The sequence below is a fragment of the Bacillus sp. B1-WWTP-T-0.5-Post-4 genome (genome assembly GCF_009183795.1).
GTDB lineage: Bacteria > Bacillota > Bacilli > Bacillales > Bacillaceae_G > Bacillus_A > Bacillus_A cereus.
This window is the reverse complement of record NZ_WEIJ01000020.1, coordinates 1-20,028: the sequence shown is the minus strand read 5'-3', so window position 1 is coordinate 20,028 and position 20,028 is coordinate 1. Positions and strand designations below refer to the sequence as shown.

Sequence of the window (20,028 nt, the reverse complement as noted above, 5' to 3'; positions counted from 1 at the left end):
GTTAATATTAACGTTTTTATTAACAATAACATTTACATTATTTTTAACGTATTTATTAATATTATCGTTAACCAAAATAAAAGCCCTACAAATGTAGGACTTATAATAAACCTCGTTCTTCAAAGAAGTCACGGAATATTTTATTTGCAAGTTTTGATTGCGCTCCTCTAGGTGGCTTCTTACCTAATACTTTTTGAAAAGCATCACGAACATCTTTATCTAAATGAAAACCTACAACTTTTTTATCGTTGTTGTCTTTTAATAATTCAAGGATATCTTCATTTGCTTTCTTTTTAACTTCTGTTTTTTTAACTTTTGGCGCTTCTGGATTATTGTTACCATTATCGTTTGCATTAATGTTTTTATTTACGTTAACATTATCATTAACGTTATTGTTATCGTTATTCTCTTCTTCGCTATTTCTTGTGGCGCTACCTCCAAATAAATCAGCCAATTCGCGTTCCTTCAAGTTCAGTCAACTCCTTAAATAAATTCTTATAATAAAATGCAAATTCGTTATCTTTTTTAGTAAGTGTAAGAGGTAATTGATTATAAGCAATTGAGTTAGCAAATTGAATAGTTCTAGGGATATTAGCTTTAAAGAAGTGAATACCTTCTTTCTCACAAAAACGACTTGCTTGTTTCATTGCTTCAGTATGAAGTTTAGTATTCTTTTGAACTAATGTAGCTACAACTCCAGTAATCTCTAAATTTTGATTATGTTTATTTTTAAATTGACCAATAACATCGATGATTTTTATTAGTGATCGTACAGAATATTGTTCAGGTTGGAAAGGAATTATAATTTTATCTGTACAGCAAATTACATTACTTTGGATTAACCCTGAAGATGGCGGACTATCGAATAAGATAACATCGTAATCATCTTCCACAGACATCAGCGCCACCTTCAAAAGTAAAAATGGATTTATGTATTTATCTAAGTTAGGTAATACATCGAAATCTAAAAAGCTCATCATTTCATTAGAAGGTAATACATCGATGTTTTGGTGAACATTAATTATTGCTTCACTTGCTGGTGCAAAATGAACTAAAACGTCATGCAATGTAGTACGGTACTTGTCCGGATTTTTGCCAAAAGACAACAGTGAATTACCTTGTTGATCAGCATCCACAATTAGAACACGTTTCCCTTGTTTCGCATAAAGTCCAGCTAAATTTACAGTCATTGAAGACTTTAAAACGCCACCTTTATTCTGTACGAAAGCTAATTTATAAGCCATTGTGACACCTCCATTAGATTTACGTTAACAAAAACGTTAACGTTTATATTAATAATTACATTAATGTTAATGTTTATGATTATGTTTATATTAATCTACTTTAACATACTTATTCTTTCATGCAATTGTTTTCCCTTTAAATCTTTTACAATACTTTCATTATGGTATGTGAAATTTTAATCTAGTAAAAAATAATAACTTCACCGTCTTTTTTAACAGGCGTTTCAATTTTAGATATACTTCTAACCTACCAATATAAATTTTGTTCTACCGCACTATACTTTGGGTAATAGAAAATGAACACTTTTTTAAATATGGAGAGTTAATAATTTTGTAAGAATTAGTGTAAGAGATTTTATTAAATAGGATTATTAAATTTATCATTTTTCATGTTATGATGAAATTAACTAATATCAAAAGATTTTAAAAATACTTTCATTCGGTTATGTGAAGCTTTATTCTAGGACAAAAATCAGAAAAAAGTTAAAAAATGTAGAAAATATATCTATTTTTGATAACACTTATTACTTCTTCCACTAAGCTTCGTGTTATGATGAAGTCAGCTGATATCGTTAGTGTGGTCGGATTGCTATCCTTTCTCGATTATTTAAAGAGAGGGGAGGTGAAAAGATGGACATAACGGAAATATTTAATTACTTAAATGATTTACTTCAAGATCCTATTAAGGGAGCTTTAACAATAGTTCTAACAGCATACGCAGATAAACTAGCAGATAAAATCAAAAGTAAATCAAATAAAAGAACCGTCCCAAATGCCGGCCAGCAAGAAGACGATTCTCAAGGAAAATAATATATAGCAACCGATCGATTTACGATGTCAGTTACCAAGGGAGAGGGTGCAACCTCTCTCTTTTTTATTATGAACAAACTTATTATTCAATATTACTCAGGTCATATTACTTTACGTCAATATAACTACTTTAAGTATAACAAAATCGAAAAAAAATACAAATTTTGTTGTTAAAAAAATGCCTCGTAAAATTGAGCGCTTTTTAGCCACGAGAATTCGCTATATTTTTGTGCGAAAAAACGATACTAAAAATGCGTCATAAATTTAGTGCCATTTTAGCTCATAAAAAAAGAGCCGAAGCTCTTATTTCATCAAAGCATTAATTTGTTCTAAAAGTGCAATTGCTCCTGAATCACCTTTCTCCGCTTTTTCTAAGATGATATGTAACTTGTCCTCCACACTGGTTTCTTTCACTACTTGTACAGCCGCCCCTTGATTCATCATAGTAATTTTTCCTCCCTTAGTTGTTGGTAAATATTAGGTGTCGATTTTTAGTTTCTTGTCCAAAAACCAACATTTCCCTAAAATCACGAAAGAGGCTGCGCAATCGCAACCTCTAACTTTTTATTAACTATTCAATTTTTATTATTAATGTCCACCAGGTTCAACCATCATATATTGCACTTGATTTTTAACTGGTTGTTCTTTACTGTCCTTAGTTGCCGCTCCTACATTCAGCGATAGAGTAAAAGCACTCATAATACATAAAACTGCTATACTAATTTTTTTCATTTTCATCCCACTTTCTTTTCTAATGATACTAATACACGCTTCACAGCATTAGCATAGTGATAGTTTCCGACACGTTCGAAACGTTTCAAGGCTTCTCTTAACCCAAGTATATCATTGCTAATTCTGGAAATATAGTACATTGTGAACGGTGAATCTAATTTTCTTTCCTTAGCTAATTCTTCAAACATTTTTAGTGCTTTATTCTTATCTCCATATAAGCCTTCATAATATGCAACTTCAGATAAATCAATACAAGAAAAATCTATTTTATCTAAATTAAAGCCGTTGTCTATATACAAGAAGGCTAATGTAGATTGAAAAGACTTATACTTTCTACTATCTTTTGAAATTCCGTTTTCGTCTAAGTATTTTAGACTTTTTAATAAAAACTTTTCAGATTTCAAAACATCTGTAAACAAATAGCTCTCTCCAAGGCAACATAACGCAGTAGCTTTTATTATAGGCGCTTCAAGTTCAGAGTTTAATATCTCTTCGCATTTGCTTCTACAAGCATGTAATTCCTCATTAAAAAGATTGATATATGCAACTCGGTCATTATAATGCATTTCTAAACACGATTTGATGAATCCTTTTTTTATTTCATTTAAGTTCTTCTCTACCTTATCAGAATAAGGAAGCATTGCTCTATAATTGAAAATGTCATACATAGAAAAGCTATATAACATATTTACTAATACCTGTATTTCTGAATCAGTCGAAAACGTAACCGCATCCATTTTATCGATCATGGCTTGTCCACGAGTTTTATTCTGATTCCTCAAGTTATACAGTTGATAAATTTTAAAGTATTTCTGTAATTTTTTATGATCTTTATGTTTTTCAATGAGTTGATCTATAACCTCATACTCACCAATGCCCTGACAATAACATAATGCCTTACGAATGTTTAAGTCTCCCGTACACAGCATGATAAATTCATTTAGAATCTCTTTTCGTTCTTCCATATCTTCAAAAAGAATCGAAGCTACAGGTAGAAACTTATCAAATTTCATTTCTGCTGTTTTACCACTTACTGCATCTGCTATTACTACACGATCTACTCCAGTTTTTCGTTCAATATCCGGAAATGTTAATTCCCTTCTATCAGATTGTTTTTTAATACGTTTCATTAACTCTTTCACAATAACAACACTTCCCTTTCCTGATGAAAACAGGACACCATCCTAACAATTTCTCAAGTTGGAAACAGATTACGAGAAGGGAATATCTTAATTTTGTGTTATACTTGGATGTGACTCGTATGTGGCAAGTGTTTCCTAAGCGTGAGTTAGGGAACGGTTTAAGAGGTGGGGTGAGAGTCCCTCTTGAACACGCTCATATGGGTCTTTTTTCGTTCGATTTAGTTAACTAAATACTATCACGATTTTTTAGAATTTTAACAAAACAATTATTAATCAAATGTTGAGAAAGTTTTTTATCGCTATAAATCAACATTAAAACGTGTATGCAATTTTGCATATTAACTAATGATTTAATAGTATATGAATATTTTACCACTAACAGAACAATTGTTCTATATCTATTTTTACAGGTAGTTTAGAGGACTTATTCTAATATAATGTCATGTTAGCAACCAAATATGGTATAGTGATATTTTGGTAATTATACTCAAAACTATGAAAAATTCAGTCGGTCAAAACATTCAACGTTTAAGAAAAGCTTATGGTTTAACACAAGAACAATTATCTGAAAAGACACGTATTACTCGTGGTCAACTCAAGAACTGGGAAACAAATCGATATGAACCGGATCTTGGAAGCTTGAAGATTCTTGCTTCATTCTTTAATGTTACAACAGACACGCTTCTCGGCTTTGAGAACGAACAGAATGACCCTTTACTAGATTTACTATTAAGTGATATCCAAAAAGACTACAGCAAGCTAAATGGACGCGAACAAGGGCAATACGCTAAACATATGGCTGTCTATTCTGACATGTTACTTAGAAATAAGGACCTGTTGTAATATAATTCCATCATAGTAGAAGAGTTTCCCAAATTGCATTGGTAAAACATCACATTGTTTTACTGTTAATGGAAGAGGACTATTAATTAGTTCTCTTCTTTTTTATTTTTACCTAATAAGGCGTCTAAACGTTTTTGATTTTCTTCTAAATCCTCAGAAGCTTGTCCATTGCCTTCCACAATTGTTGATTCATTATCTTCTTTTCCAACCCAATCAGGTAACGATTCTTTACGAATAACAGTAGTCGTGGAATTAGGTGTTTGTGAAAATGTTTCTGTTTTTAACGATTTTTCTAATAAACCTCTAAAGCTGGATTGTACTTTTAATTTAAGCACACGGGTGATAACAGCATTAAAGGCAACTTCTTTAAGTACATCATTATAAATATCAAATAGTTCTAAAATGACATTTAATTTATCATCTGTCAATCTATCAATATTTTTACCAAGAACCGTTTTAGTAGTGTCAGGTAAGTTAGTATTTTCAACCTTCTCTATGATAGAAAGATTACTTGATAGTTTTGAAACATTATTAGATTTTGAAACATTAGATAGATTATTTGAAACATTATTGGGTTCTATTTCAGAACGGGGCCCTGTTCCATTTGAGAACACCCCCTGTTCTATTTCAGAACCATCCCCCTGTTCTACTTTAGAACGGGGTACGGATGCATTCTTTTTTGGACGTCCGCCGAGTTTCGCGAATACTTTCGCCTGTGAAGTGTAATCAGTATCATAATTACGGATTTGCTCTAATGGTTGTACAGCTAAATCGTAATTGTTTTGAGGATACTCATACACAATGATGTTTACACTACCTTGTCCCTTCCAATTTTCCGTTTTGTATTCGAATACATCAATTAAACCGTGATTCCAAAGCGGCTTTAAAATTTTATTATAGAAAGTATCTTTTCCTACACCTAAACGTTTTTGAACTTTAGTTAAACTAGATGGTATTACATCATCTTCAGGACGATTGCCGTTTGCATCTTCTTCACGATTACACCATGTATAGAATTTTAACCAAGCAGTAAATGCTTTATCTCCTAATTTTTCAATCCAGTCATCCATACAAACAAAGTGTAAGATTGGTAATTGTAATTCGTTTCTAGTTTTCTTTTTAGCTTTTTTAAATGTAATAGTCATAACAAAAAATCCTCCATTTACCTGCCCGACAAAAATTGGGTATAGCAAAATAGAGGATTTGTATTTACGTTTTTTTGAGTTTATGATACTATCAAAGTATCAATTTAATTAACGTATACACAAAACCTCTGTTTCCGGTTTTTAAATGGTGTTCTGGCGACCAACCTTCTACCATCTAAAAACTTTCGTCGGGGGTTTTTTTATTTTATATAAAGTTAGTTGTTTAAAAAAGTATGTATATATCCCTCATCATAACAGATGATTGCCGAAAAAAGAAGAATATGAGAGAAAAAGGTTGAGAGCTGAAAAGCTCTCTTTTTTTGTTTTTAAAAATTATCGATCAAGTTTTCAATCAACTTACGTTTCTCAGGAGGTAATTTATTTATCTTCTCCATAAGATCAGCAGCATCTTTAGTTACTTTAACTGATTTCTCTTTATCCAATGTTTTATGATCGGATAAACACAATAAATAATCAGCTGAAACATTTAAAACAGGAGCCATCTTTTCTACTGTTTCACGACTAGGGGTGCGTTTATTCGATTCATATAATGAAATCATTGCAAAGTGAACACCAATTGCTTCTGCAAGTTCGTTTTGTTTCATCTTTAAAGATTTTCTGATTTCTTTAATTCGGCTTCCAATAGTTTCAGTCATTATTATCACCCCTTTTCCTTCCAATATATATAAACGCAATTTGTTATTTTTATCTTTATCTTTATTACCTATAATGTACAACAATTATTAGCATCAAGACAAGTTTTTTATTTTTTTTGTTAAAAAATACTTTGCAACAAGAAAAGTTTTATTGTACAATGAGGTTGTAGAAATAAAGATAAAGAAAATGATTAAGATAAAGTTGTTGATTTAACAGCTTTTTATTTTACATAACACTTTGCTTGTAGCAAAGTTTTGGAGGTGTAGAAACTTTGACAAATACTAAAGAATCATCAGCTCGTGAAGCGAGAAACGCTTATATGAGAGAGTGGCGAGCAAAAAATAAAGAAAAGGTAAAAGCAACTCAAGATCGTTATTGGAAACGTAAAGCTAAAGAGTTAGCTGAAAGTGAAGATAAATAAAAAATTGGTGGTGAGATAAATGATGGAAGAAAGCACAATGTCATTATTCATCGTAGCGGCAACAATTTGTGTAGTAATGTCGCTTGCAGTTTTATTAGATAAACCAATTAAAAGATTTTTAGAAAAATAAAAAACTTATCACTTCAGTTAAATAGGTAATCAAATTTGAATTTTGTATAAAAACGGAGGGATTGCAATGATTAAGTTCCGTGCGTATGACAAACATAAGAAATTGATGTGTGATGTTTTAAATATAAATTTCGATAGTGACATTGTACACATTAAAAACCCAAAAACTAATGAATACTGGGGCAGAGAATTAAAGGAGTTAAACATGATCCAATTTATTGGCCAGAATGACTCAAAAGGAGCAGAAATTTACGAGGGTGACATTATAGAAACTTTAGAAAATAGATGGGTTGTAGAGCCGATTGGTAGCAGAGAACGAGATGGGCGGATTGGAATTTGTGCAAGTGTAAATGGTGATGGTGAAAATTGGCCAATTGATGAAAGTATTTTATCTGGAAGAGTAATTGGGAATATATTTGTTAACCCTGAACTGTTAGAAATCTGAACAAAAGCGTTATTTGATTAAAAAATGAAGGGAAGGTAAAAGACAATGACACCTGAAGAGTTGTTCGGAAAGAAACAACATCTAGTAATTGCAGCTATTAAACAAAAGTTTGGAAATGTATTATCAGCAAAACGCATTGCAAAGGAAAATAACATGGATTTAGAGGATCTAATACAAGTTGGATCTATAAGATTGTGGCAATTATGCCTAAACTACAATCCGGAAAAAGAGAAATCATTTAATCAATACGCAGTAATTGGAATTCAAGGGGTAATTTTAAATGAGTTGTTTGAAAAAGGATTGGCAATTAAAGTTCCTAAAAACAACAAAAAAGAAGTTAGGGATGAATTTTCTTTTCAATCAATTGATTTACATCAAGATGGTGAAACAGTGAATGAATTCTTTGCAGTTTCTCCAATTAAAGTAGAAGAAGGTGTAATTGAATCACTGACATTTGAAGAAATAGTTAGCGGTTTATGTGAGAAAGAAAAGTTTGTATTAATGCAAAAATCCTATGGATTCACAGATAAAGAAATTGGTATGAAAATCGGTCTCGATACATCAACAGTAAGTAGAATCAAAAATAAAGCGGTAATTAAATTGAATCCAAAACGTAAAGGTTTAGGATTCATAACTACAAAAAGAAAAAACCACCTGCTCCAACAGGTGATCTAGATAAAATCAATTTTCAACAAGATTATAGCACGAAATGAATTTATATCAAAAGGGAGTTGTAACTATGGATGTAAATATCAGTGTTAATTATAAAGATTCGGAAATCAATGGTTTCTTCAATGAAATTGAACAAATGAAAAGACAACGTGCTGTATTAAAAGAAAGAATTGATGAAAAAACGGAAGCAATTATTAGTCATATTAAAAAGCATGGAAACGTACTTGCTTATAAAAATGATGTAGCACACGTCTTATCAGTAGTTGGACGAACATCTACAAAGTTTGATAAAGCTGGATTTGCTGCAAAGGTAGATCGTCCACAATCTGAATTAAAACCAATTGGTATCGCTGAACTTGTGGAAGAAAAGAGAACTACATCAGATGAAATGAAAGAATTTCTAACGGATGAAGTAAAGGAAGTATTAAAGGCTCGTAAAGCTAAGAAAGCAGAAATTGACTTGTTAGGGGCTAGGGCAATTGTAAGTATATAAAGGGGTGAACTACTAATGAACATTAAAGAAGTGAGTAAGGCTGTACAAGCTATACGAGAAGGTAGAAATGAAGATGGAATCATTAGTATTCGTGGTAATGAAGTACGCCTTAGTAATGAAGCATTCGAAGCAATTTTAGGTGAAAACAGGATTAAACCAATCATAGCGAGCCGTGAATCAGAAGAAGTTCCATATGAAGTGGCATTTATAAGTGAAAATGTTGTCTATTACTCTCTCTATACTCTAGAAAGAATGGAAGAAAAAATTGGAGGGATACCCAATAGTAGAAAACTCAATGGTACTTGGAAATTGTCATGATTCAGTTGTAAGTGATGTTATGAGTAACTGCGAAAGCTGTGGTAAAGAAATTTACTTTGGTGAAGAGTACCGCGATATTGATGGTGATTACATACATGATGAAACAGATTGCATCAAACAATATGTAGAGTCTCATTCCATAAAGAAAGTTGCGGGTGAGTAAATGAACGCTGCTATTGAAGAATTAGAAAAGTCATTAAGTGTAGAAAAACGAAGATTAGGCGAACACGAACGAGAATTAGAAAGGTTAATAGAAAGGAAGCCTATCGTTGAAAAGAATATTCGGGACAGTACAGGTAGAATATTCGATCTTGAAGCTTCAATCTTTATTCTGAAAAGCATGGAAAAGGGGTAAATAACATGTTTCCTGCAAGACTGAGAGAGATAAGAAAACAGAAAGACCTTACTCAACAGGAATTAGCAGAAATGATTAATAAAGATAGATGTACGATTTCGAATTATGAAATTGGAGATTCCAGACCAACCATTTATGTATTATGCGATTTAGCAAATGCTTTAGGTGTATCAACAGATTATTTATTAGGAAGAGTAGAGGTGAATTAAATGTTTCAAGTAACAGAAGCCAAGCGCGAAAAGATGAAAGCTGTTATTGGATTTATTGGTTGTAGTGGAGCAGGTAAAACAGGTAGTGCGTTGCTTACAGCGTTTGGAATGATGCAAGAGGCCTATCCTAATTTATCAGAAGAAGAACTGTGGAAGAAAATTGGCGTTATTGATACAGAACACGGGCGTTCAAAACTTCATGTAGGTCTTGTGTATGGAGAAATAAAAATAGGGAATTTCCTTCATATAGACTTTACGCCACCTTATACAACGGATCGTTACAACATTGCGGTTAAGGTTATGAAACAATCGGGTGCCGAGGTACTTATCATCGATTCATTATCGCATAACTGGCAAGGTGAAGGCGGTATTGTAGAAACTCATGGGAACATGTCGGGTAACTCGTTCCAAAACTGGGGAAAGCTTTCCTCTGAAACTACTCAATTAATAAAAACATTAACCCAGAATGATGTTCATATTTTAGCAACTTTACGAACTAAAACTGAGTATGTAGTTGAACCAGATGGAAATGGGAAAATGGCACCACGTAAAGTTGGTACGAAACCTGTACAAAAAGATGAAATGGAATATGAATTCATGCTTAATTTCGTTATCGATATTGATCATGTAGCCACTACATCAAAGGATAATACTCAAATGTTTGAGGGTCACCCGCAGAAAATTACTCCTGAAGTAGGACGCAAATTGTATCAATGGCTTGAGTTGGGTATTGATGTACAGGCCGAGGAAGCTGCCAAAAAGGACAAGCTTATACAAGAAATAAAAGAAATTGCTAATTCTAGTGAAGAAGCTGCAAAGATGCTTTCTGAAATTGAATTTAAAACTAATCAAAAACTAGATGATTTCAATATGAAATTTTTAACCGTTGCTTTAGAAAGATTAAAAGGACCACAAAACTAAGGGGGAATTATAAATGTTTAAAGTAGATCACAGTCAAGTAAAAGAATTCGAAACAATTAAAGCGGGTGAATATGAAGTAATTGTTCATAATTACGAATTAAAGAAAGCTCAATCAGGTAATAACCGTGTAGTTGTAGATTATGAAATTCGTTCTGATGTAGAGCAACCATGCCAAGGGCAAAAGATTCTATTTGATAATTTTACTGTTTCGGATAAAACAATGTGGAGATTCCAGGCAGCATCTAAAGCAGCACAATTTCCTGACGGCATTCAATTTGGATCATTTAAAGAATGGGCAGATGCATTCTTAAATAAACATCTTCGTTTAGTAATTAAATTAAATAACAATGGTTATGCAGAAGTACAAAGTTTCAAAGTTTCACAAGCTTCAGCACCAGTAATTTCAACTCCAATTAATGATTCAGATGTACCATTTTAAAAATAAAATTAAAAGATTCATATAGAGGGGAGCTGTTAGAGCTCCCTTTTCAAAAGGGAGTAATCAAATGAAATATAACTTTAACCAAATACCACAAGAATTAAAAAATGCTCCCCATTGGATCTTATGGCGGTCAGAAATAAGAAATGGTAAGAAAACGAAAGTTCCTTATCAAATCAATGGGGAAATGGCCCAATCAAATAACAAAAGAAGTTGGTCAACGTTTCCAACAATCATAAAGTTTTATGAACAAGGTGGATATGACGGAATTGGCTTTATGTTTTCTAAAGATGATCCATTTGTTGGAATAGACATTGACCACTGTATCCAAGAGGGAGCACTTACAGATTTAGCTGAAGACGTAATTGAGATATTAAATAGCTACACAGAATACTCTCCAAGCGGTGACGGCATCCACATCATTGCAAAAGGAATACTACCATTAAAGGGACCAGGTACAGGCCGTAAAAACGTTGATCTTGGATTGGAAGTATATAGACATGGACGTTATTTCACTTTCACAGGTGACTGTTTAGAACAGAAGAATGTGGAAGATAGAACGGAAGAGTTCAAAGTTTTGTTTGATAAATATCTAAAAGAAAAGCCGCAACCAGAACGTAAAGTAAATTCAGTTTCATCAGATAGAGAAGACATAAGCAGCCTTACTAATTCGGAATTGTGGGAACGGATGTTTAATAGTAAAAACGGCGGAAGTATTAAAGATTTATTCCAAGGGAACCTAATAAATGGTGATCATTCTTCTACTGACATGGCTCTTTGCAATCACTTAGCTTTCTGGACAGATAAAGATTCAGTCAAAATGGATTCAATGTTTAGGGAATCAAACTTACTTCGAGAAAAATGGGACAATATTCATCATAGTGATGGCAGTACATACGGGCAAAAAACAATTGAAATGGCCATTCTTTCTACTCCTTCCACAATAGCTGATTATGAGCCACCACAAGAAAAGCCTTATGAAATATACATTTCTGATGGCATATCAACAATTGAAGATACTGAGGAAATTATTGATGAAATACCTAAGTTTCATTTAACTGAGTTAGGAAATGCAGAACGTATTACTTATTATCATGGAAAAAATATTCGTCACTGTAACGAGTTAGAATGGCTTATTTGGAACGGTAAGCAATGGAATGAGGATAGCAAAAGGAAAATTGAAGCTATAACCGCTCAAACATTGAGAGGGCTTTACAAAGAAGCCGAACAAGAAGAAAATGAAAAACTTTCTAAACAACTTTATAGCTGGGCAAAAAAGTGTGAAAAGCGTTCAATACGAGTTAGTAGCATATTGGACGTAAGACCAATGGTATCAGTTAAAAAGAAAGAGTTAGATTCTCATAGTTTCCTTTTCAACTGTGAAAATGGGGTTATTAATTTAAAAACAGGCGAGTTAACGCCACATGATCGAGAATTGCTTATTACTAAAATATCACCAGTCGAATATGACAGAAATGCAAAATGTCCGAATTGGATTTCATTCTTAGAAAGTATATTCCTAACACCTGCAGGTGAACCGGATTATGAGTTAATTGAATTTCTTCAAAGGTCAATTGGTTATTCCTTAACAGGGGAAACAAAAGAACAAGTAATGTTTTTCCTATTCGGAAATGGACGAAATGGTAAATCAACTTTTATAAATGTCATCCAAGATTTAATGGGTGATTACGGCAGACAAACAAACAGTGATACTTTTATCAAAAAGAAAAATGATAGTGGTATTAATAACGATGTCGCTCGACTTGATGGGGCGCGGTTTGTATCAGCTGTTGAGAGTGAAGAAGGCCAGCAATTAGCAGAATCACTTGTTAAACAAATTACAGGTGGAGAGAAGATGTCAGCGCGTTTCTTACGTCAAGAATACTTTGAATTTACACCACAGTTTAAAGTTTTCTTCACAACAAACCATAAACCAATTATCAAAAATAATGACGAAGGTATTTGGCGAAGAGTTAGATTAGTTCCTTTCACCGTAACCATTCCAGAAGACAAGATTGATTATGATCTTCCTGAAAAGTTACGAAAAGAAATGCCTGGTGTTCTTCGTTGGGCTGTGGAAGGTTGCCTGAAGTGGTTGGCTAGTGGACTAGGCGAGTCGGCTGCTATTAAGAAAGCAACTAATGATTACCGTGAAGACATGGATATGTTAGGGCCATTCTTTGAAGAGATATGTGTGGTTGATAAAAACGCAAAAGTAGAAGCGAAACGGATATATAAACTTTATAAAGAATGGTGTTTTAAAAATGATGAAATGGAAATAAAAAACCGTCAATTTTATCGGCAGTTAGAAACAAGAGGATTCAAGAAAAAGCGAGGTACTGGCAATAAAATTTTCTTTTATGGCATTGGAGTTTCTGGAGAACAGTATCATTTGCACCTGGAGGAAGTAACAAAAAGTAACTCTGACAACGTAACGAACATTAATCGAAAAAAGGTGTAAGCGTTGGTATATAAGGTTTTATTAAGTTTTGTAATTTATTAACAGTTACTTTTGTTACTTATTTTACCTGTTCCCCTTCATAAAAATAAATAAATAAAAAAATAAATATATTATATAGAGCTTTAATACTATTTCCGATAACTTTGGTAACTAAGTAACTTTTTGAAGGAGTGAATGTTTTTGCATCCTAAACAAATTTGTATTGATGTCCAGTCGATGGGTGCAAAACTCATCCTGGATGGAAATGATTTATTTATTGAAAATCCTGAAAAGATTGGCCCTGAAGTTGAATCAGTAATAAAAGAATATAAGCTACGGATCGTTAAATATTTACAAGGTAATTATTCAGACCAGGAGCATGCAGTAAAGCAAACCGTTGATAAAATCATAAATTTCTTTATTGGTATTGAACAGGATATGAACCCAAAAATAAATGATTGGTTTAACAATGACGAGGATGCAGCAAGGATGGTTATGGAGTTAACTTTAAATTTTTCGCTGAATGGTTGGTTATATGTAAAAGAATCTGTGGCCAACTATGAAAATGAATTAACGGACAAGCTTTCATTCAATTTATATAATCGTGCGATGACATATTTTAAGAAAGGGGTATCTAAATGATTCGTTTCCATTACACAGATAAAGAAATAGATAAGATCTTAAAAACACTAACAATCGTGATTGATACTCGTGAGAATGTAAATGACCATATCCGTGATTACTTACATCAAAAGGGTATACCGTTTAAAAATCAAAAGTTAGATACCGGTGATTATGGCTGTATGATTCCTAAAAATGAAGAGTTGGGAATACCTCGTGATATTTACTTAGATAGTCGAGTAGAACGAAAAGCCCACATGGATGAAATTACAGGTAACTTACAAAAGGATAAACAAACAGCATTTGAAAATGAATTAATTCGCAGTAAGGAAATTCCATTCACTCTAATTGTGGAAGACCTAAACGGATACGAAAAGATGCTAAAAGGTCAATATGTTTCAAGATACAAACCTTTAGCATTACTTGGAAGACTTAACACATTTAAAGCAAAATACAATTTTGAAATTGTGTATTTAGATAAGAAATACAGTGGTAATTGGATTTATCATCATTTTTATTATCAAGCTAGACATTATCTTAAAACAGGTATTTTCTAAAATTCAAATATAAAGGGGAAATCAAAATGAAAGCAATGGCAAACGGTGTAATGGAAGTAACTAAATTAATCAATAAATCAAAGGAAGGACAAGCTGAAATGAATAAAAATAAAATCGTTAGTTTAGATGAATATCAGGAAGCGACATTACGTACTTGGAATAAGAAAAATGATTTTGGCGGACGTGTTTCAAATGCAGCTTTAGGGCTTACAGGGGAAGCTGGTGAAGTTGCTGATCTAGTCAAAAAAGCTATCTATCATGGGCATGGATTTCAACCGTCTCATTGTCCAGGAGAAGAAGACGGAAATACTTATAAATTAGCTTTAGAGCTGGGAGACATTATGTATTACGTAGGTATTATGGCCCACGAAATGGGATATACACTGCAAGATATTGCGGAAATGAATATCGCAAAATTAGCTAAAAGATATCCGGATGGTTTTAGTCGAGAAGCAAGTCAGAATCGTGTGGATGTAAAGGGAGAATAAACAATGGCATATCCTCGCGAAGAACAAGAAACAACTCTAGTTTTTGACAACAGTACAAAGAAATGGATGGTTTACTCTACTGTTCCTAAACACATTCGAAAACTTAGCAATCTATGTGAATTACAGACCTTAGAAGAAGAGGACGGGCAAGCAATAGCGGTAAAAGGTGTATTGCAAGAAAAACAAGTCAGTATGAAACAAATTCGAGTAATGTCGGATGAACAAAGACAAAAAGCTGCAGAACGTTTAGCTAAATCTAGAGTGAAGTAAGACAAAATTTGAATTTTGTTAAGAAATGGGGTTGAGGTTAAATGGGGTTTAAAGGTTTAATGAGCATTGAAAAAACAGCGAAAACATTAAAAGAGCAAGCGCGTATTTTTAATTGTTCGTATGAAGTGGCATGGGAACAATGGATACATCCTTTAATTAAAGAAATGTTTAATTTTGAAGAAGTGATGATGTATATCGATAAAGAAAACTAAACAAAAGCGTTATTTTATTAGAAAAGGAGAATGAGATATGAAAAACCTTACTTTTAAGATATTAAGCAAGTTAAGAATTATTAATAAGAAGCCAGAAACCGTAATAAACCTATCTCGAAAAGAGGATGAAGTGACTGTTGATGTAGGACAGATCATTGTTACTGGAACACCTGAAAATATCAATACTTTCATAATTGGAATGACTGAAATGCCTCATTTGAATAGAAAGCGAGGTTAGAAGAATGTACTGTAAACCGATAAATAAACAAGATTGTAAAACATTTGATGACCACGTTAGGAGGTTAACAGATATTTTTATAGATTGTGGAAGCTTACAAGTATTAGAAATGGAAACTATTAAAATTTGTAAAGAAAATGATTTTGATATTCATGAAATGGTGAAACATGTCCAATGGATGGTTGAGGATTTGAAATAGGAGGTAGAGGAATGAATAGATATAAAAAGATTTTATATTTAATGTCTTTGATTGAATTCGTTGAAGGCGCAAATATTGAATTTAATTATTTTGATGAATGGTCAATTGAAAAAATCGATAAAGAAATCGAATTTTATGAATATGTTTCTGAAAAATAGGAGTTAGAGGAATGGAAAAAGTTAATTTTCATTTCTTACGAAAAAATGGCTCTATATAATAAGGAAATTAAACGTTTAAATTAATTCTGAATGCAATAGGTCTTGTGGGCATTAGAACAGCTAAAAACGTGTAATAACAGTGTATAAAATGATTCATACGTTTTGAGGTGAAAACAAAGGGGGAAAAACGATGAAAAAGCTTAAAAAACGGAAAACGAAGAAGGCGATTGCTCGAAGAGGTAAATTAGTAGAAAAATATCGTGTTGAAACGGCATGGAGAAAAATATTTGTACAAGCTGGCATCCTAAAATAAGTGAGGTGGCATACACATTGCTAGAATGGTTAAAAGACTATCAAAAATTAGAAGATGAAATTATCTATTTGGAAAATGATTTAGATAGAAGTAAACGTGAACTGAAAAGGTGGGTGTATGGCGACTTACAAGAAGTTCGATTAACTGAAGGTTCAGAAGGAGGGAAACTGGAAGATCGTATTGCTGTACGCGAACATGACTTAGCTCACAAGATGAATGACATGTTTGATTTCAAAAAGGTAATTAGTACATTCCACGGTTTGGAGCACAAGATAATGTATGGTAAGTATGTGGAGGGCAAGACATTAGAAAAGCTTGCTGAAGAGTTAGATTACAGTCCACGTTATATCTATAATAAACACGCACAAATAAAACGAATGATTGAATATGCTCAGAAGTTAAGTTAACAAAATGTTAAGTTCACTTCAGTTCATGTTAACTATTGCAAAAAGGGTTTATAGTAATAACATAAAGATTTGACGGAAGGGTAACTGAATGTATCGGTTGCTCTTTTTGTTTATAAGTGGATATTAAAATATCACGTACCGGATTATAAAATAATATAAAACATTCAATACAATTTAACTGCAGAAATGGAAGGGATAGTATTTGCTGAATGAAGTATTCAATATGGATTGTTTAGAAGGTATGAAAATGATTGAGGATAAAACAATTGATTTAATCTTGTGTGATTTGCCTTACGGAACGACTTCCTGTCGTTGGGATGAGATTATACCGTTTAATCTGTTATGGGAACAATACGAAAGAATCATAAAAGATAATGGCGCTATCGTACTAACAGCAAGCCAACCATTTACAACGAAGTTAATTGAATCAAATATTAAATTATTCCGTTATGAATGGATATGGAAGAAAGGAAAACATTCAACAGGTTTCCCAAATGCTAACAGAATGCCACTAAAGAATCATGAGAATATTTTAGTATTTTATAAAAAACTTCCTACTTATAATCCTCAGGGGTTAATTAAATTAGATAAGCCAATTTTAAAAACAAAACCTAAAAATTTAGGTATTTTAGGGGATCATATGGAATCAATGAATAAACCGCATGTAACTAAATATAAAAACTATCCAAAGTCGATTATTGATTTTCCTAGAGATAGTAAGACGTTTCATCCCACACAAAAACCAGTTGCATTGTTTGAATATCTAATTGAAACATATACGAACGAAGGCGAAACAGTATTAGATAATTGCATGGGTAGTTTTACAACCGCTATCGCATGTATTAATACCAATCGGAATTATATAGGGTTTGAGTTAGATGAGGGTTATTGGACGTTAGGAAATGAACGCGTAGAGAAACATTTAAAAGAAATGAATAAAAGTATGGATAGTTAACAAGGTGAAGTTTATGCAATAAATCTTAAATGTTGAGTGCTGAAAACGTTGATTTAAAGCCAATGTATAAGAATTGCATAACACTATATCTTATGTAAACTAGACAAATATTGATATAACAGTCATTTCCCGATTTATCTAATCAACATAAATAATATTATAGGAAGTCATTGTGTATATTTAATTCATTTCCCTGTATAAATTAAATCAGACTACAAAATTATTAAAATAAGATTCTTTTAGCATCCATTTGGGTGCTTTTTATTTTGGAGGAGGATAAAGGATGGATAATCAATTTCTTAAAATGAGAGTTGATGGATTAGAAAAAACCGTTAGCGATCTACAAAGAGATAATGAAGGTCTGAAACAAGCGTTACTTGGTGTTTCTACAAGCGTAGAGGGATTAATTCGAAAAATTAGTATGTTAGAGCAAGGATTAGCAATGAAAACTGATATAAATCATGTTCAAAAATTGATCAAACAATCTGATAAACAAGGTTCTTTACTTTTAGAAGTTCCAATTACTTTGAATGGTAAAGAAATAGCTAAAAAAGTTAGTGATTTTACTAATACTAAAGAAAGATTTTAATCAGAGGTGATGACAAATGAAACTAACTAAACAAGAACAAGCAGTTGTAATTGGTACATTCATTTCGATGCTGGGACAGGATCTTGTAAATGAGCGCATTGATAAAAAGAAATTAGAAAGTGTACTTCCTATCTTTAATGAAATGCAAGATAATACAACACCAAAGCAAAAGAGAGAAGCAATGGTTAGTTTGCTTGAAAAAGCGGTGGATGAATTCTTAGAACAATAGCCATAAAAAAAGGAAAAGCAACTCGCATTGGGGTGCGAATCACTTTTCCTGATGGCAATGTTAACCTTATTATAACAACTTGTATTTATTTGGTAAATATATAATTGGAATATTCTTTAAAAAGGGGTGAGGATAATTGGATAGCGTTTTAAACGGTAAGATTGCTGCACTTGGTCTTATGTCTATTGATAAGAAAGCATATATCAAATATCTTAAACCACTTGAAAAAGCGCATAAAAAGTCTGGATTAGATGTTAAGTATTATAAGCTCTATGGTGGGAAGCCTATGTTTTATTCTGTGGAATACCTGGAACAAACATCAATAAAGGAATTGTTGGAAAAAGATAAATGGAGAAAGGATTTAAGTGTAAGGGGTGAGATAGATGTGTGAGGTTCGAAATGAGATTAACTATTATCATACTTCTAAATGTTTAGTGTGCGGTCATCAGGATAGAGTAAATTATCCATCTAAAGAAGAATATCAAGAAGTTACTGTTTGTCCTAAGTGTAATGGTGCTTTTGTAGATATGTGGAAGTTAGAGAAGTACAAACAACATATCAATCAGCATAAAGAATGTGAACATAAATATCGATTGATGGATAGTAAAACAACACAGATACAAGCTGATAACAGACAAGTATCTATCCATATCTTGGGGAGTTTCTATTGTGAAAAATGTCTTGATATTCAATTCCGCGGAAAGATTGAGGAAGGAGAAAAGAAAAGATGCAATTAACTAAACTAGAGAAAGCAATTGTTCTTGGAACAATCCTTAATTCTATTGGTGAAAACGAAATTGAAGATTACGTGGAATTAGAATCATTGCGATCGGTAGTTCAAGTTCTAAGTAAATTGCATAAGAGAACAAAGCCGGAAGAGAAGAAAGAGGCTATAACAAGTCTGCTTGGTAAGTTAGTGCATGAGTTATCGAAAAGAAATGATCGTGAGAAGGTTGTAAAGTTTAGATGTGTATCATGTGGATATACAGTTCAATACACTGAGAGACAAGCTAGAACTAAGGATGGATTACGTTGTAAACATTTCGAATGTGGTGGTGCAATGATTGAAACAAGAATACAAAACCAAACAACAGAAGCGTAAGTTCTATGACAGTGGTGAGTGGAAGAGTATACGAGAACAAGTAAAGAAGCGTGACAACTATGAATGCCAAGAGTGTAAGCGCAATGGTCGAGTACAAACAGACACGAATGAATACAGTGAGAGTGCAAAGCGTAAGAAGATTCAACTTGTTGTCCATCATATAAAAGAACTAGAACATCATCCAGAACTTGCATTAGAAATAGATAACTTAGAAACAGTCTGTGTGGATTGCCATAATAAAGAACACGGTAGAGTGTTTGTTAAAAAGATAAACA

The 20,028-nt window shown here is 32.6% G+C and carries 36 protein-coding genes; 30 read left to right on the top strand and 6 right to left on the bottom strand.

Annotation, left to right across the window (positions count from 1 at the left end; all coding sequences use genetic code 11):
* Positions 1–100: 100 nt before the first annotated feature.
* Positions 101–469: a hypothetical protein gene (locus GBN91_RS27930; protein ID WP_152122823.1), complete on the bottom strand. Its 369-nt coding sequence runs from the start codon at positions 467–469 to the stop codon at positions 101–103.
* Entirely contained in the window at positions 447–1,244 is a 798-nt protein-coding gene (locus GBN91_RS27925; protein ID WP_152122821.1) for a ParA family protein, read from the bottom strand. Before GBN91_RS27925 ends, GBN91_RS27930 begins: the two co-directional genes overlap by 23 nt.
* Positions 1,245–1,874: 630 nt before the next feature.
* On the opposite strand from GBN91_RS27925, the gene GBN91_RS27920 reads away from it, so the two are divergent.
* On the top strand, positions 1,875–2,054 hold the full coding sequence (locus GBN91_RS27920; protein ID WP_152122819.1) for a hypothetical protein: 180 nt from the start codon (positions 1,875–1,877) through the stop codon (positions 2,052–2,054).
* A 303-nt stretch (positions 2,055–2,357) separates the two neighbouring features.
* On the opposite strand, the gene GBN91_RS29095 is transcribed toward GBN91_RS27920, so the two are convergent.
* Positions 2,358–2,498, bottom strand: coding sequence for a hypothetical protein (locus tag GBN91_RS29095; RefSeq protein WP_193222139.1), 141 nt, complete (start codon positions 2,496–2,498; stop codon positions 2,358–2,360).
* A gap of 290 nt (positions 2,499–2,788) precedes the next feature.
* Positions 2,789–3,928, bottom strand: a complete 1,140-nt coding sequence (locus tag GBN91_RS27915; RefSeq protein WP_152122817.1) for an AimR family lysis-lysogeny pheromone receptor — start codon at positions 3,926–3,928, stop codon at positions 2,789–2,791.
* A gap of 495 nt (positions 3,929–4,423) precedes the next feature.
* Between GBN91_RS27915 and GBN91_RS27910 the strand changes: the two genes are divergently transcribed.
* Positions 4,424–4,771: a helix-turn-helix transcriptional regulator gene (locus GBN91_RS27910; RefSeq protein ID WP_152122860.1), complete on the top strand. Its 348-nt coding sequence runs from the start codon at positions 4,424–4,426 to the stop codon at positions 4,769–4,771.
* An 86-nt stretch (positions 4,772–4,857) separates the two neighbouring features.
* On the opposite strand, the gene GBN91_RS27905 is transcribed toward GBN91_RS27910, so the two are convergent.
* Positions 4,858–5,916: a hypothetical protein gene (locus GBN91_RS27905; RefSeq protein ID WP_152122815.1), complete on the bottom strand. Its 1,059-nt coding sequence runs from the start codon at positions 5,914–5,916 to the stop codon at positions 4,858–4,860.
* A gap of 326 nt (positions 5,917–6,242) precedes the next feature.
* The gene (locus tag GBN91_RS27900; RefSeq protein WP_152122813.1) at positions 6,243–6,572 is read right to left on the bottom strand and encodes a helix-turn-helix domain-containing protein; all 330 of its coding nucleotides are present in this window, start codon (positions 6,570–6,572) and stop codon (positions 6,243–6,245) included.
* 272 nt (positions 6,573–6,844) lie between these two features.
* Between GBN91_RS27900 and GBN91_RS29090 the strand changes: the two genes are divergently transcribed.
* The 28 genes from GBN91_RS29090 to GBN91_RS27775 form a co-directional block, all read left to right on the top strand.
* Positions 6,845–6,994 carry a hypothetical protein gene (locus GBN91_RS29090; protein WP_193222138.1) on the top strand — a complete coding sequence of 50 codons (150 nt, stop codon included), beginning with the start codon at positions 6,845–6,847 and terminating at the stop codon, positions 6,992–6,994.
* Between the two features lie 196 nt (positions 6,995–7,190).
* Positions 7,191–7,568 (top strand): YopX family protein, encoded by a 378-nt coding sequence (locus GBN91_RS27895; RefSeq protein ID WP_152122811.1) that lies wholly within the window; start codon positions 7,191–7,193, stop codon positions 7,566–7,568.
* Between the two features lie 45 nt (positions 7,569–7,613).
* A complete protein-coding gene (locus tag GBN91_RS27890) occupies positions 7,614–8,243 on the top strand; it encodes a sigma-70 family RNA polymerase sigma factor (protein WP_152122809.1) in 630 nt (209 codons plus the stop codon).
* Between the two features lie 64 nt (positions 8,244–8,307).
* Positions 8,308–8,733, top strand: coding sequence for a hypothetical protein (locus GBN91_RS27885; protein ID WP_152122808.1), 426 nt, complete (start codon positions 8,308–8,310; stop codon positions 8,731–8,733).
* Between the two features lie 15 nt (positions 8,734–8,748).
* Entirely contained in the window at positions 8,749–9,051 is a 303-nt protein-coding gene (locus GBN91_RS27880; RefSeq protein ID WP_074620193.1) for a hypothetical protein, read from the top strand.
* Complete coding sequence (locus GBN91_RS27875) at positions 9,029–9,214, top strand: hypothetical protein (RefSeq protein ID WP_086408491.1); 186 nt, start codon at positions 9,029–9,031, stop codon at positions 9,212–9,214. Before GBN91_RS27880 ends, GBN91_RS27875 begins: the two co-directional genes overlap by 23 nt.
* Complete coding sequence (locus GBN91_RS27870; RefSeq protein WP_152122806.1) at positions 9,215–9,406, top strand: hypothetical protein; 192 nt, start codon at positions 9,215–9,217, stop codon at positions 9,404–9,406.
* A 5-nt stretch (positions 9,407–9,411) separates the two neighbouring features.
* Positions 9,412–9,615: a helix-turn-helix domain-containing protein gene (locus GBN91_RS27865; RefSeq protein WP_152122804.1), complete on the top strand. Its 204-nt coding sequence runs from the start codon at positions 9,412–9,414 to the stop codon at positions 9,613–9,615.
* Positions 9,616–10,536, top strand: a complete 921-nt coding sequence (locus tag GBN91_RS27860; protein ID WP_152122802.1) for a DEAD/DEAH box helicase family protein — start codon at positions 9,616–9,618, stop codon at positions 10,534–10,536.
* A gap of 13 nt (positions 10,537–10,549) precedes the next feature.
* Complete coding sequence (locus GBN91_RS27855; RefSeq protein WP_152122800.1) at positions 10,550–10,975, top strand: DUF669 domain-containing protein; 426 nt, start codon at positions 10,550–10,552, stop codon at positions 10,973–10,975.
* A gap of 67 nt (positions 10,976–11,042) precedes the next feature.
* The gene (locus GBN91_RS27850; protein ID WP_152122798.1) at positions 11,043–13,436 is read left to right on the top strand and encodes a phage/plasmid primase, P4 family; all 2,394 of its coding nucleotides are present in this window, start codon (positions 11,043–11,045) and stop codon (positions 13,434–13,436) included.
* A 180-nt stretch (positions 13,437–13,616) separates the two neighbouring features.
* On the top strand, positions 13,617–14,057 hold the full coding sequence (locus tag GBN91_RS27845; protein ID WP_152122796.1) for a hypothetical protein: 441 nt from the start codon (positions 13,617–13,619) through the stop codon (positions 14,055–14,057).
* A complete protein-coding gene (locus GBN91_RS27840) occupies positions 14,054–14,593 on the top strand; it encodes an ERCC4 domain-containing protein (RefSeq protein ID WP_152122794.1) in 540 nt (179 codons plus the stop codon). The genes GBN91_RS27845 and GBN91_RS27840 overlap by 4 nt, the downstream gene beginning before the upstream one ends.
* A 26-nt stretch (positions 14,594–14,619) precedes the next feature.
* Entirely contained in the window at positions 14,620–15,081 is a 462-nt protein-coding gene (locus GBN91_RS27835; RefSeq protein ID WP_152122792.1) for a nucleoside triphosphate pyrophosphohydrolase family protein, read from the top strand.
* 3 nt (positions 15,082–15,084) lie between these two features.
* Positions 15,085–15,351 carry a hypothetical protein gene (locus tag GBN91_RS27830; protein WP_061132175.1) on the top strand — a complete coding sequence of 89 codons (267 nt, stop codon included), beginning with the start codon at positions 15,085–15,087 and terminating at the stop codon, positions 15,349–15,351.
* Positions 15,352–15,392: 41 nt separating this feature from the next.
* The gene (locus GBN91_RS29085) at positions 15,393–15,563 is read left to right on the top strand and encodes a hypothetical protein (protein ID WP_193222136.1); all 171 of its coding nucleotides are present in this window, start codon (positions 15,393–15,395) and stop codon (positions 15,561–15,563) included.
* A 37-nt stretch (positions 15,564–15,600) separates the two neighbouring features.
* Positions 15,601–15,801, top strand: a complete 201-nt coding sequence (locus GBN91_RS27825) for a hypothetical protein (protein ID WP_152122790.1) — start codon at positions 15,601–15,603, stop codon at positions 15,799–15,801.
* Positions 15,802–15,805: 4 nt separating this feature from the next.
* On the top strand, positions 15,806–16,000 hold the full coding sequence (locus GBN91_RS27820) for a hypothetical protein (protein ID WP_152122787.1): 195 nt from the start codon (positions 15,806–15,808) through the stop codon (positions 15,998–16,000).
* A gap of 11 nt (positions 16,001–16,011) precedes the next feature.
* A complete protein-coding gene (locus tag GBN91_RS29080) occupies positions 16,012–16,158 on the top strand; it encodes a hypothetical protein (protein WP_193222135.1) in 147 nt (48 codons plus the stop codon).
* Between the two features lie 190 nt (positions 16,159–16,348).
* Positions 16,349–16,471 (top strand): DUF3983 domain-containing protein, encoded by a 123-nt coding sequence (locus GBN91_RS27815; RefSeq protein ID WP_152122786.1) that lies wholly within the window; start codon positions 16,349–16,351, stop codon positions 16,469–16,471.
* A 17-nt stretch (positions 16,472–16,488) separates the two neighbouring features.
* Positions 16,489–16,878 (top strand): hypothetical protein, encoded by a 390-nt coding sequence (locus GBN91_RS27810; RefSeq protein ID WP_152122784.1) that lies wholly within the window; start codon positions 16,489–16,491, stop codon positions 16,876–16,878.
* A 223-nt stretch (positions 16,879–17,101) separates the two neighbouring features.
* Complete coding sequence (locus GBN91_RS27805; RefSeq protein WP_226800221.1) at positions 17,102–17,833, top strand: DNA-methyltransferase; 732 nt, start codon at positions 17,102–17,104, stop codon at positions 17,831–17,833.
* Between the two features lie 283 nt (positions 17,834–18,116).
* Positions 18,117–18,422 (top strand): hypothetical protein, encoded by a 306-nt coding sequence (locus GBN91_RS27800; protein ID WP_226800219.1) that lies wholly within the window; start codon positions 18,117–18,119, stop codon positions 18,420–18,422.
* Between the two features lie 16 nt (positions 18,423–18,438).
* Positions 18,439–18,651, top strand: coding sequence for a hypothetical protein (locus tag GBN91_RS27795; RefSeq protein WP_152122780.1), 213 nt, complete (start codon positions 18,439–18,441; stop codon positions 18,649–18,651).
* 136 nt (positions 18,652–18,787) lie between these two features.
* Positions 18,788–19,042, top strand: coding sequence for a hydrolase (locus GBN91_RS27790; RefSeq protein ID WP_152122778.1), 255 nt, complete (start codon positions 18,788–18,790; stop codon positions 19,040–19,042).
* Positions 19,035–19,388, top strand: a complete 354-nt coding sequence (locus GBN91_RS27785; RefSeq protein ID WP_152122776.1) for a hypothetical protein — start codon at positions 19,035–19,037, stop codon at positions 19,386–19,388. The genes GBN91_RS27790 and GBN91_RS27785 overlap by 8 nt, the downstream gene beginning before the upstream one ends.
* Positions 19,379–19,753: a hypothetical protein gene (locus tag GBN91_RS27780; RefSeq protein WP_152122774.1), complete on the top strand. Its 375-nt coding sequence runs from the start codon at positions 19,379–19,381 to the stop codon at positions 19,751–19,753. Before GBN91_RS27785 ends, GBN91_RS27780 begins: the two co-directional genes overlap by 10 nt.
* On the top strand, positions 19,716–20,028 hold a 313-nt coding region (locus GBN91_RS27775; RefSeq protein ID WP_152122772.1), incomplete at its 3' end, for an HNH endonuclease. The genes GBN91_RS27780 and GBN91_RS27775, both read left to right, overlap by 38 nt.

Bases quoted from the DNA above. Each gene is read 5' to 3' on its own strand.
- GBN91_RS27885 (WP_152122808.1), top strand. From the start codon at position 8,308: ATGGATGTAAATATCAGTGTTAATTATAAAGATTCGGAAATCAATGGT.
- GBN91_RS27925 (WP_152122821.1), bottom strand. From the start codon at position 1,244: ATGGCTTATAAATTAGCTTTCGTACAGAATAAAGGTGGCGTTTTAAAG.
- GBN91_RS27900 (WP_152122813.1), bottom strand. From the start codon at position 6,572: ATGACTGAAACTATTGGAAGCCGAATTAAAGAAATCAGAAAATCTTTA.
- GBN91_RS27780 (WP_152122774.1), top strand. From the start codon at position 19,379: ATGCAATTAACTAAACTAGAGAAAGCAATTGTTCTTGGAACAATCCTT.
- GBN91_RS27870 (WP_152122806.1), top strand. From the start codon at position 9,215: ATGAACGCTGCTATTGAAGAATTAGAAAAGTCATTAAGTGTAGAAAAA.
- GBN91_RS29085 (WP_193222136.1), top strand. From the start codon at position 15,393: ATGGGGTTTAAAGGTTTAATGAGCATTGAAAAAACAGCGAAAACATTA.
- GBN91_RS27830 (WP_061132175.1), top strand. From the start codon at position 15,085: ATGGCATATCCTCGCGAAGAACAAGAAACAACTCTAGTTTTTGACAAC.
- GBN91_RS27920 (WP_152122819.1), top strand. From the start codon at position 1,875: ATGGACATAACGGAAATATTTAATTACTTAAATGATTTACTTCAAGAT.
- GBN91_RS29095 (WP_193222139.1), bottom strand. From the start codon at position 2,498: ATGATGAATCAAGGGGCGGCTGTACAAGTAGTGAAAGAAACCAGTGTG.
- GBN91_RS27795 (WP_152122780.1), top strand. From the start codon at position 18,439: ATGAAACTAACTAAACAAGAACAAGCAGTTGTAATTGGTACATTCATT.
- GBN91_RS27840 (WP_152122794.1), top strand. From the start codon at position 14,054: ATGATTCGTTTCCATTACACAGATAAAGAAATAGATAAGATCTTAAAA.
- GBN91_RS27910 (WP_152122860.1), top strand. From the start codon at position 4,424: ATGAAAAATTCAGTCGGTCAAAACATTCAACGTTTAAGAAAAGCTTAT.
- GBN91_RS27905 (WP_152122815.1), bottom strand. From the start codon at position 5,916: ATGACTATTACATTTAAAAAAGCTAAAAAGAAAACTAGAAACGAATTA.
- GBN91_RS27895 (WP_152122811.1), top strand. From the start codon at position 7,191: ATGATTAAGTTCCGTGCGTATGACAAACATAAGAAATTGATGTGTGAT.
- GBN91_RS27805 (WP_226800221.1), top strand. From the start codon at position 17,102: ATGGATTGTTTAGAAGGTATGAAAATGATTGAGGATAAAACAATTGAT.
- GBN91_RS27800 (WP_226800219.1), top strand. From the start codon at position 18,117: ATGGATAATCAATTTCTTAAAATGAGAGTTGATGGATTAGAAAAAACC.
- GBN91_RS27825 (WP_152122790.1), top strand. From the start codon at position 15,601: ATGAAAAACCTTACTTTTAAGATATTAAGCAAGTTAAGAATTATTAAT.
- GBN91_RS27835 (WP_152122792.1), top strand. From the start codon at position 14,620: ATGAAAGCAATGGCAAACGGTGTAATGGAAGTAACTAAATTAATCAAT.
- GBN91_RS27855 (WP_152122800.1), top strand. From the start codon at position 10,550: ATGTTTAAAGTAGATCACAGTCAAGTAAAAGAATTCGAAACAATTAAA.
- GBN91_RS27815 (WP_152122786.1), top strand. From the start codon at position 16,349: ATGAAAAAGCTTAAAAAACGGAAAACGAAGAAGGCGATTGCTCGAAGA.
- GBN91_RS29080 (WP_193222135.1), top strand. From the start codon at position 16,012: ATGAATAGATATAAAAAGATTTTATATTTAATGTCTTTGATTGAATTC.
- GBN91_RS27820 (WP_152122787.1), top strand. From the start codon at position 15,806: ATGTACTGTAAACCGATAAATAAACAAGATTGTAAAACATTTGATGAC.
- GBN91_RS27890 (WP_152122809.1), top strand. From the start codon at position 7,614: ATGACACCTGAAGAGTTGTTCGGAAAGAAACAACATCTAGTAATTGCA.
- GBN91_RS27785 (WP_152122776.1), top strand. From the start codon at position 19,035: ATGTGTGAGGTTCGAAATGAGATTAACTATTATCATACTTCTAAATGT.
- GBN91_RS27850 (WP_152122798.1), top strand. From the start codon at position 11,043: ATGAAATATAACTTTAACCAAATACCACAAGAATTAAAAAATGCTCCC.
- GBN91_RS27875 (WP_086408491.1), top strand. From the start codon at position 9,029: ATGGTACTTGGAAATTGTCATGATTCAGTTGTAAGTGATGTTATGAGT.
- GBN91_RS27880 (WP_074620193.1), top strand. From the start codon at position 8,749: ATGAACATTAAAGAAGTGAGTAAGGCTGTACAAGCTATACGAGAAGGT.
- GBN91_RS27865 (WP_152122804.1), top strand. From the start codon at position 9,412: ATGTTTCCTGCAAGACTGAGAGAGATAAGAAAACAGAAAGACCTTACT.
- GBN91_RS27860 (WP_152122802.1), top strand. From the start codon at position 9,616: ATGTTTCAAGTAACAGAAGCCAAGCGCGAAAAGATGAAAGCTGTTATT.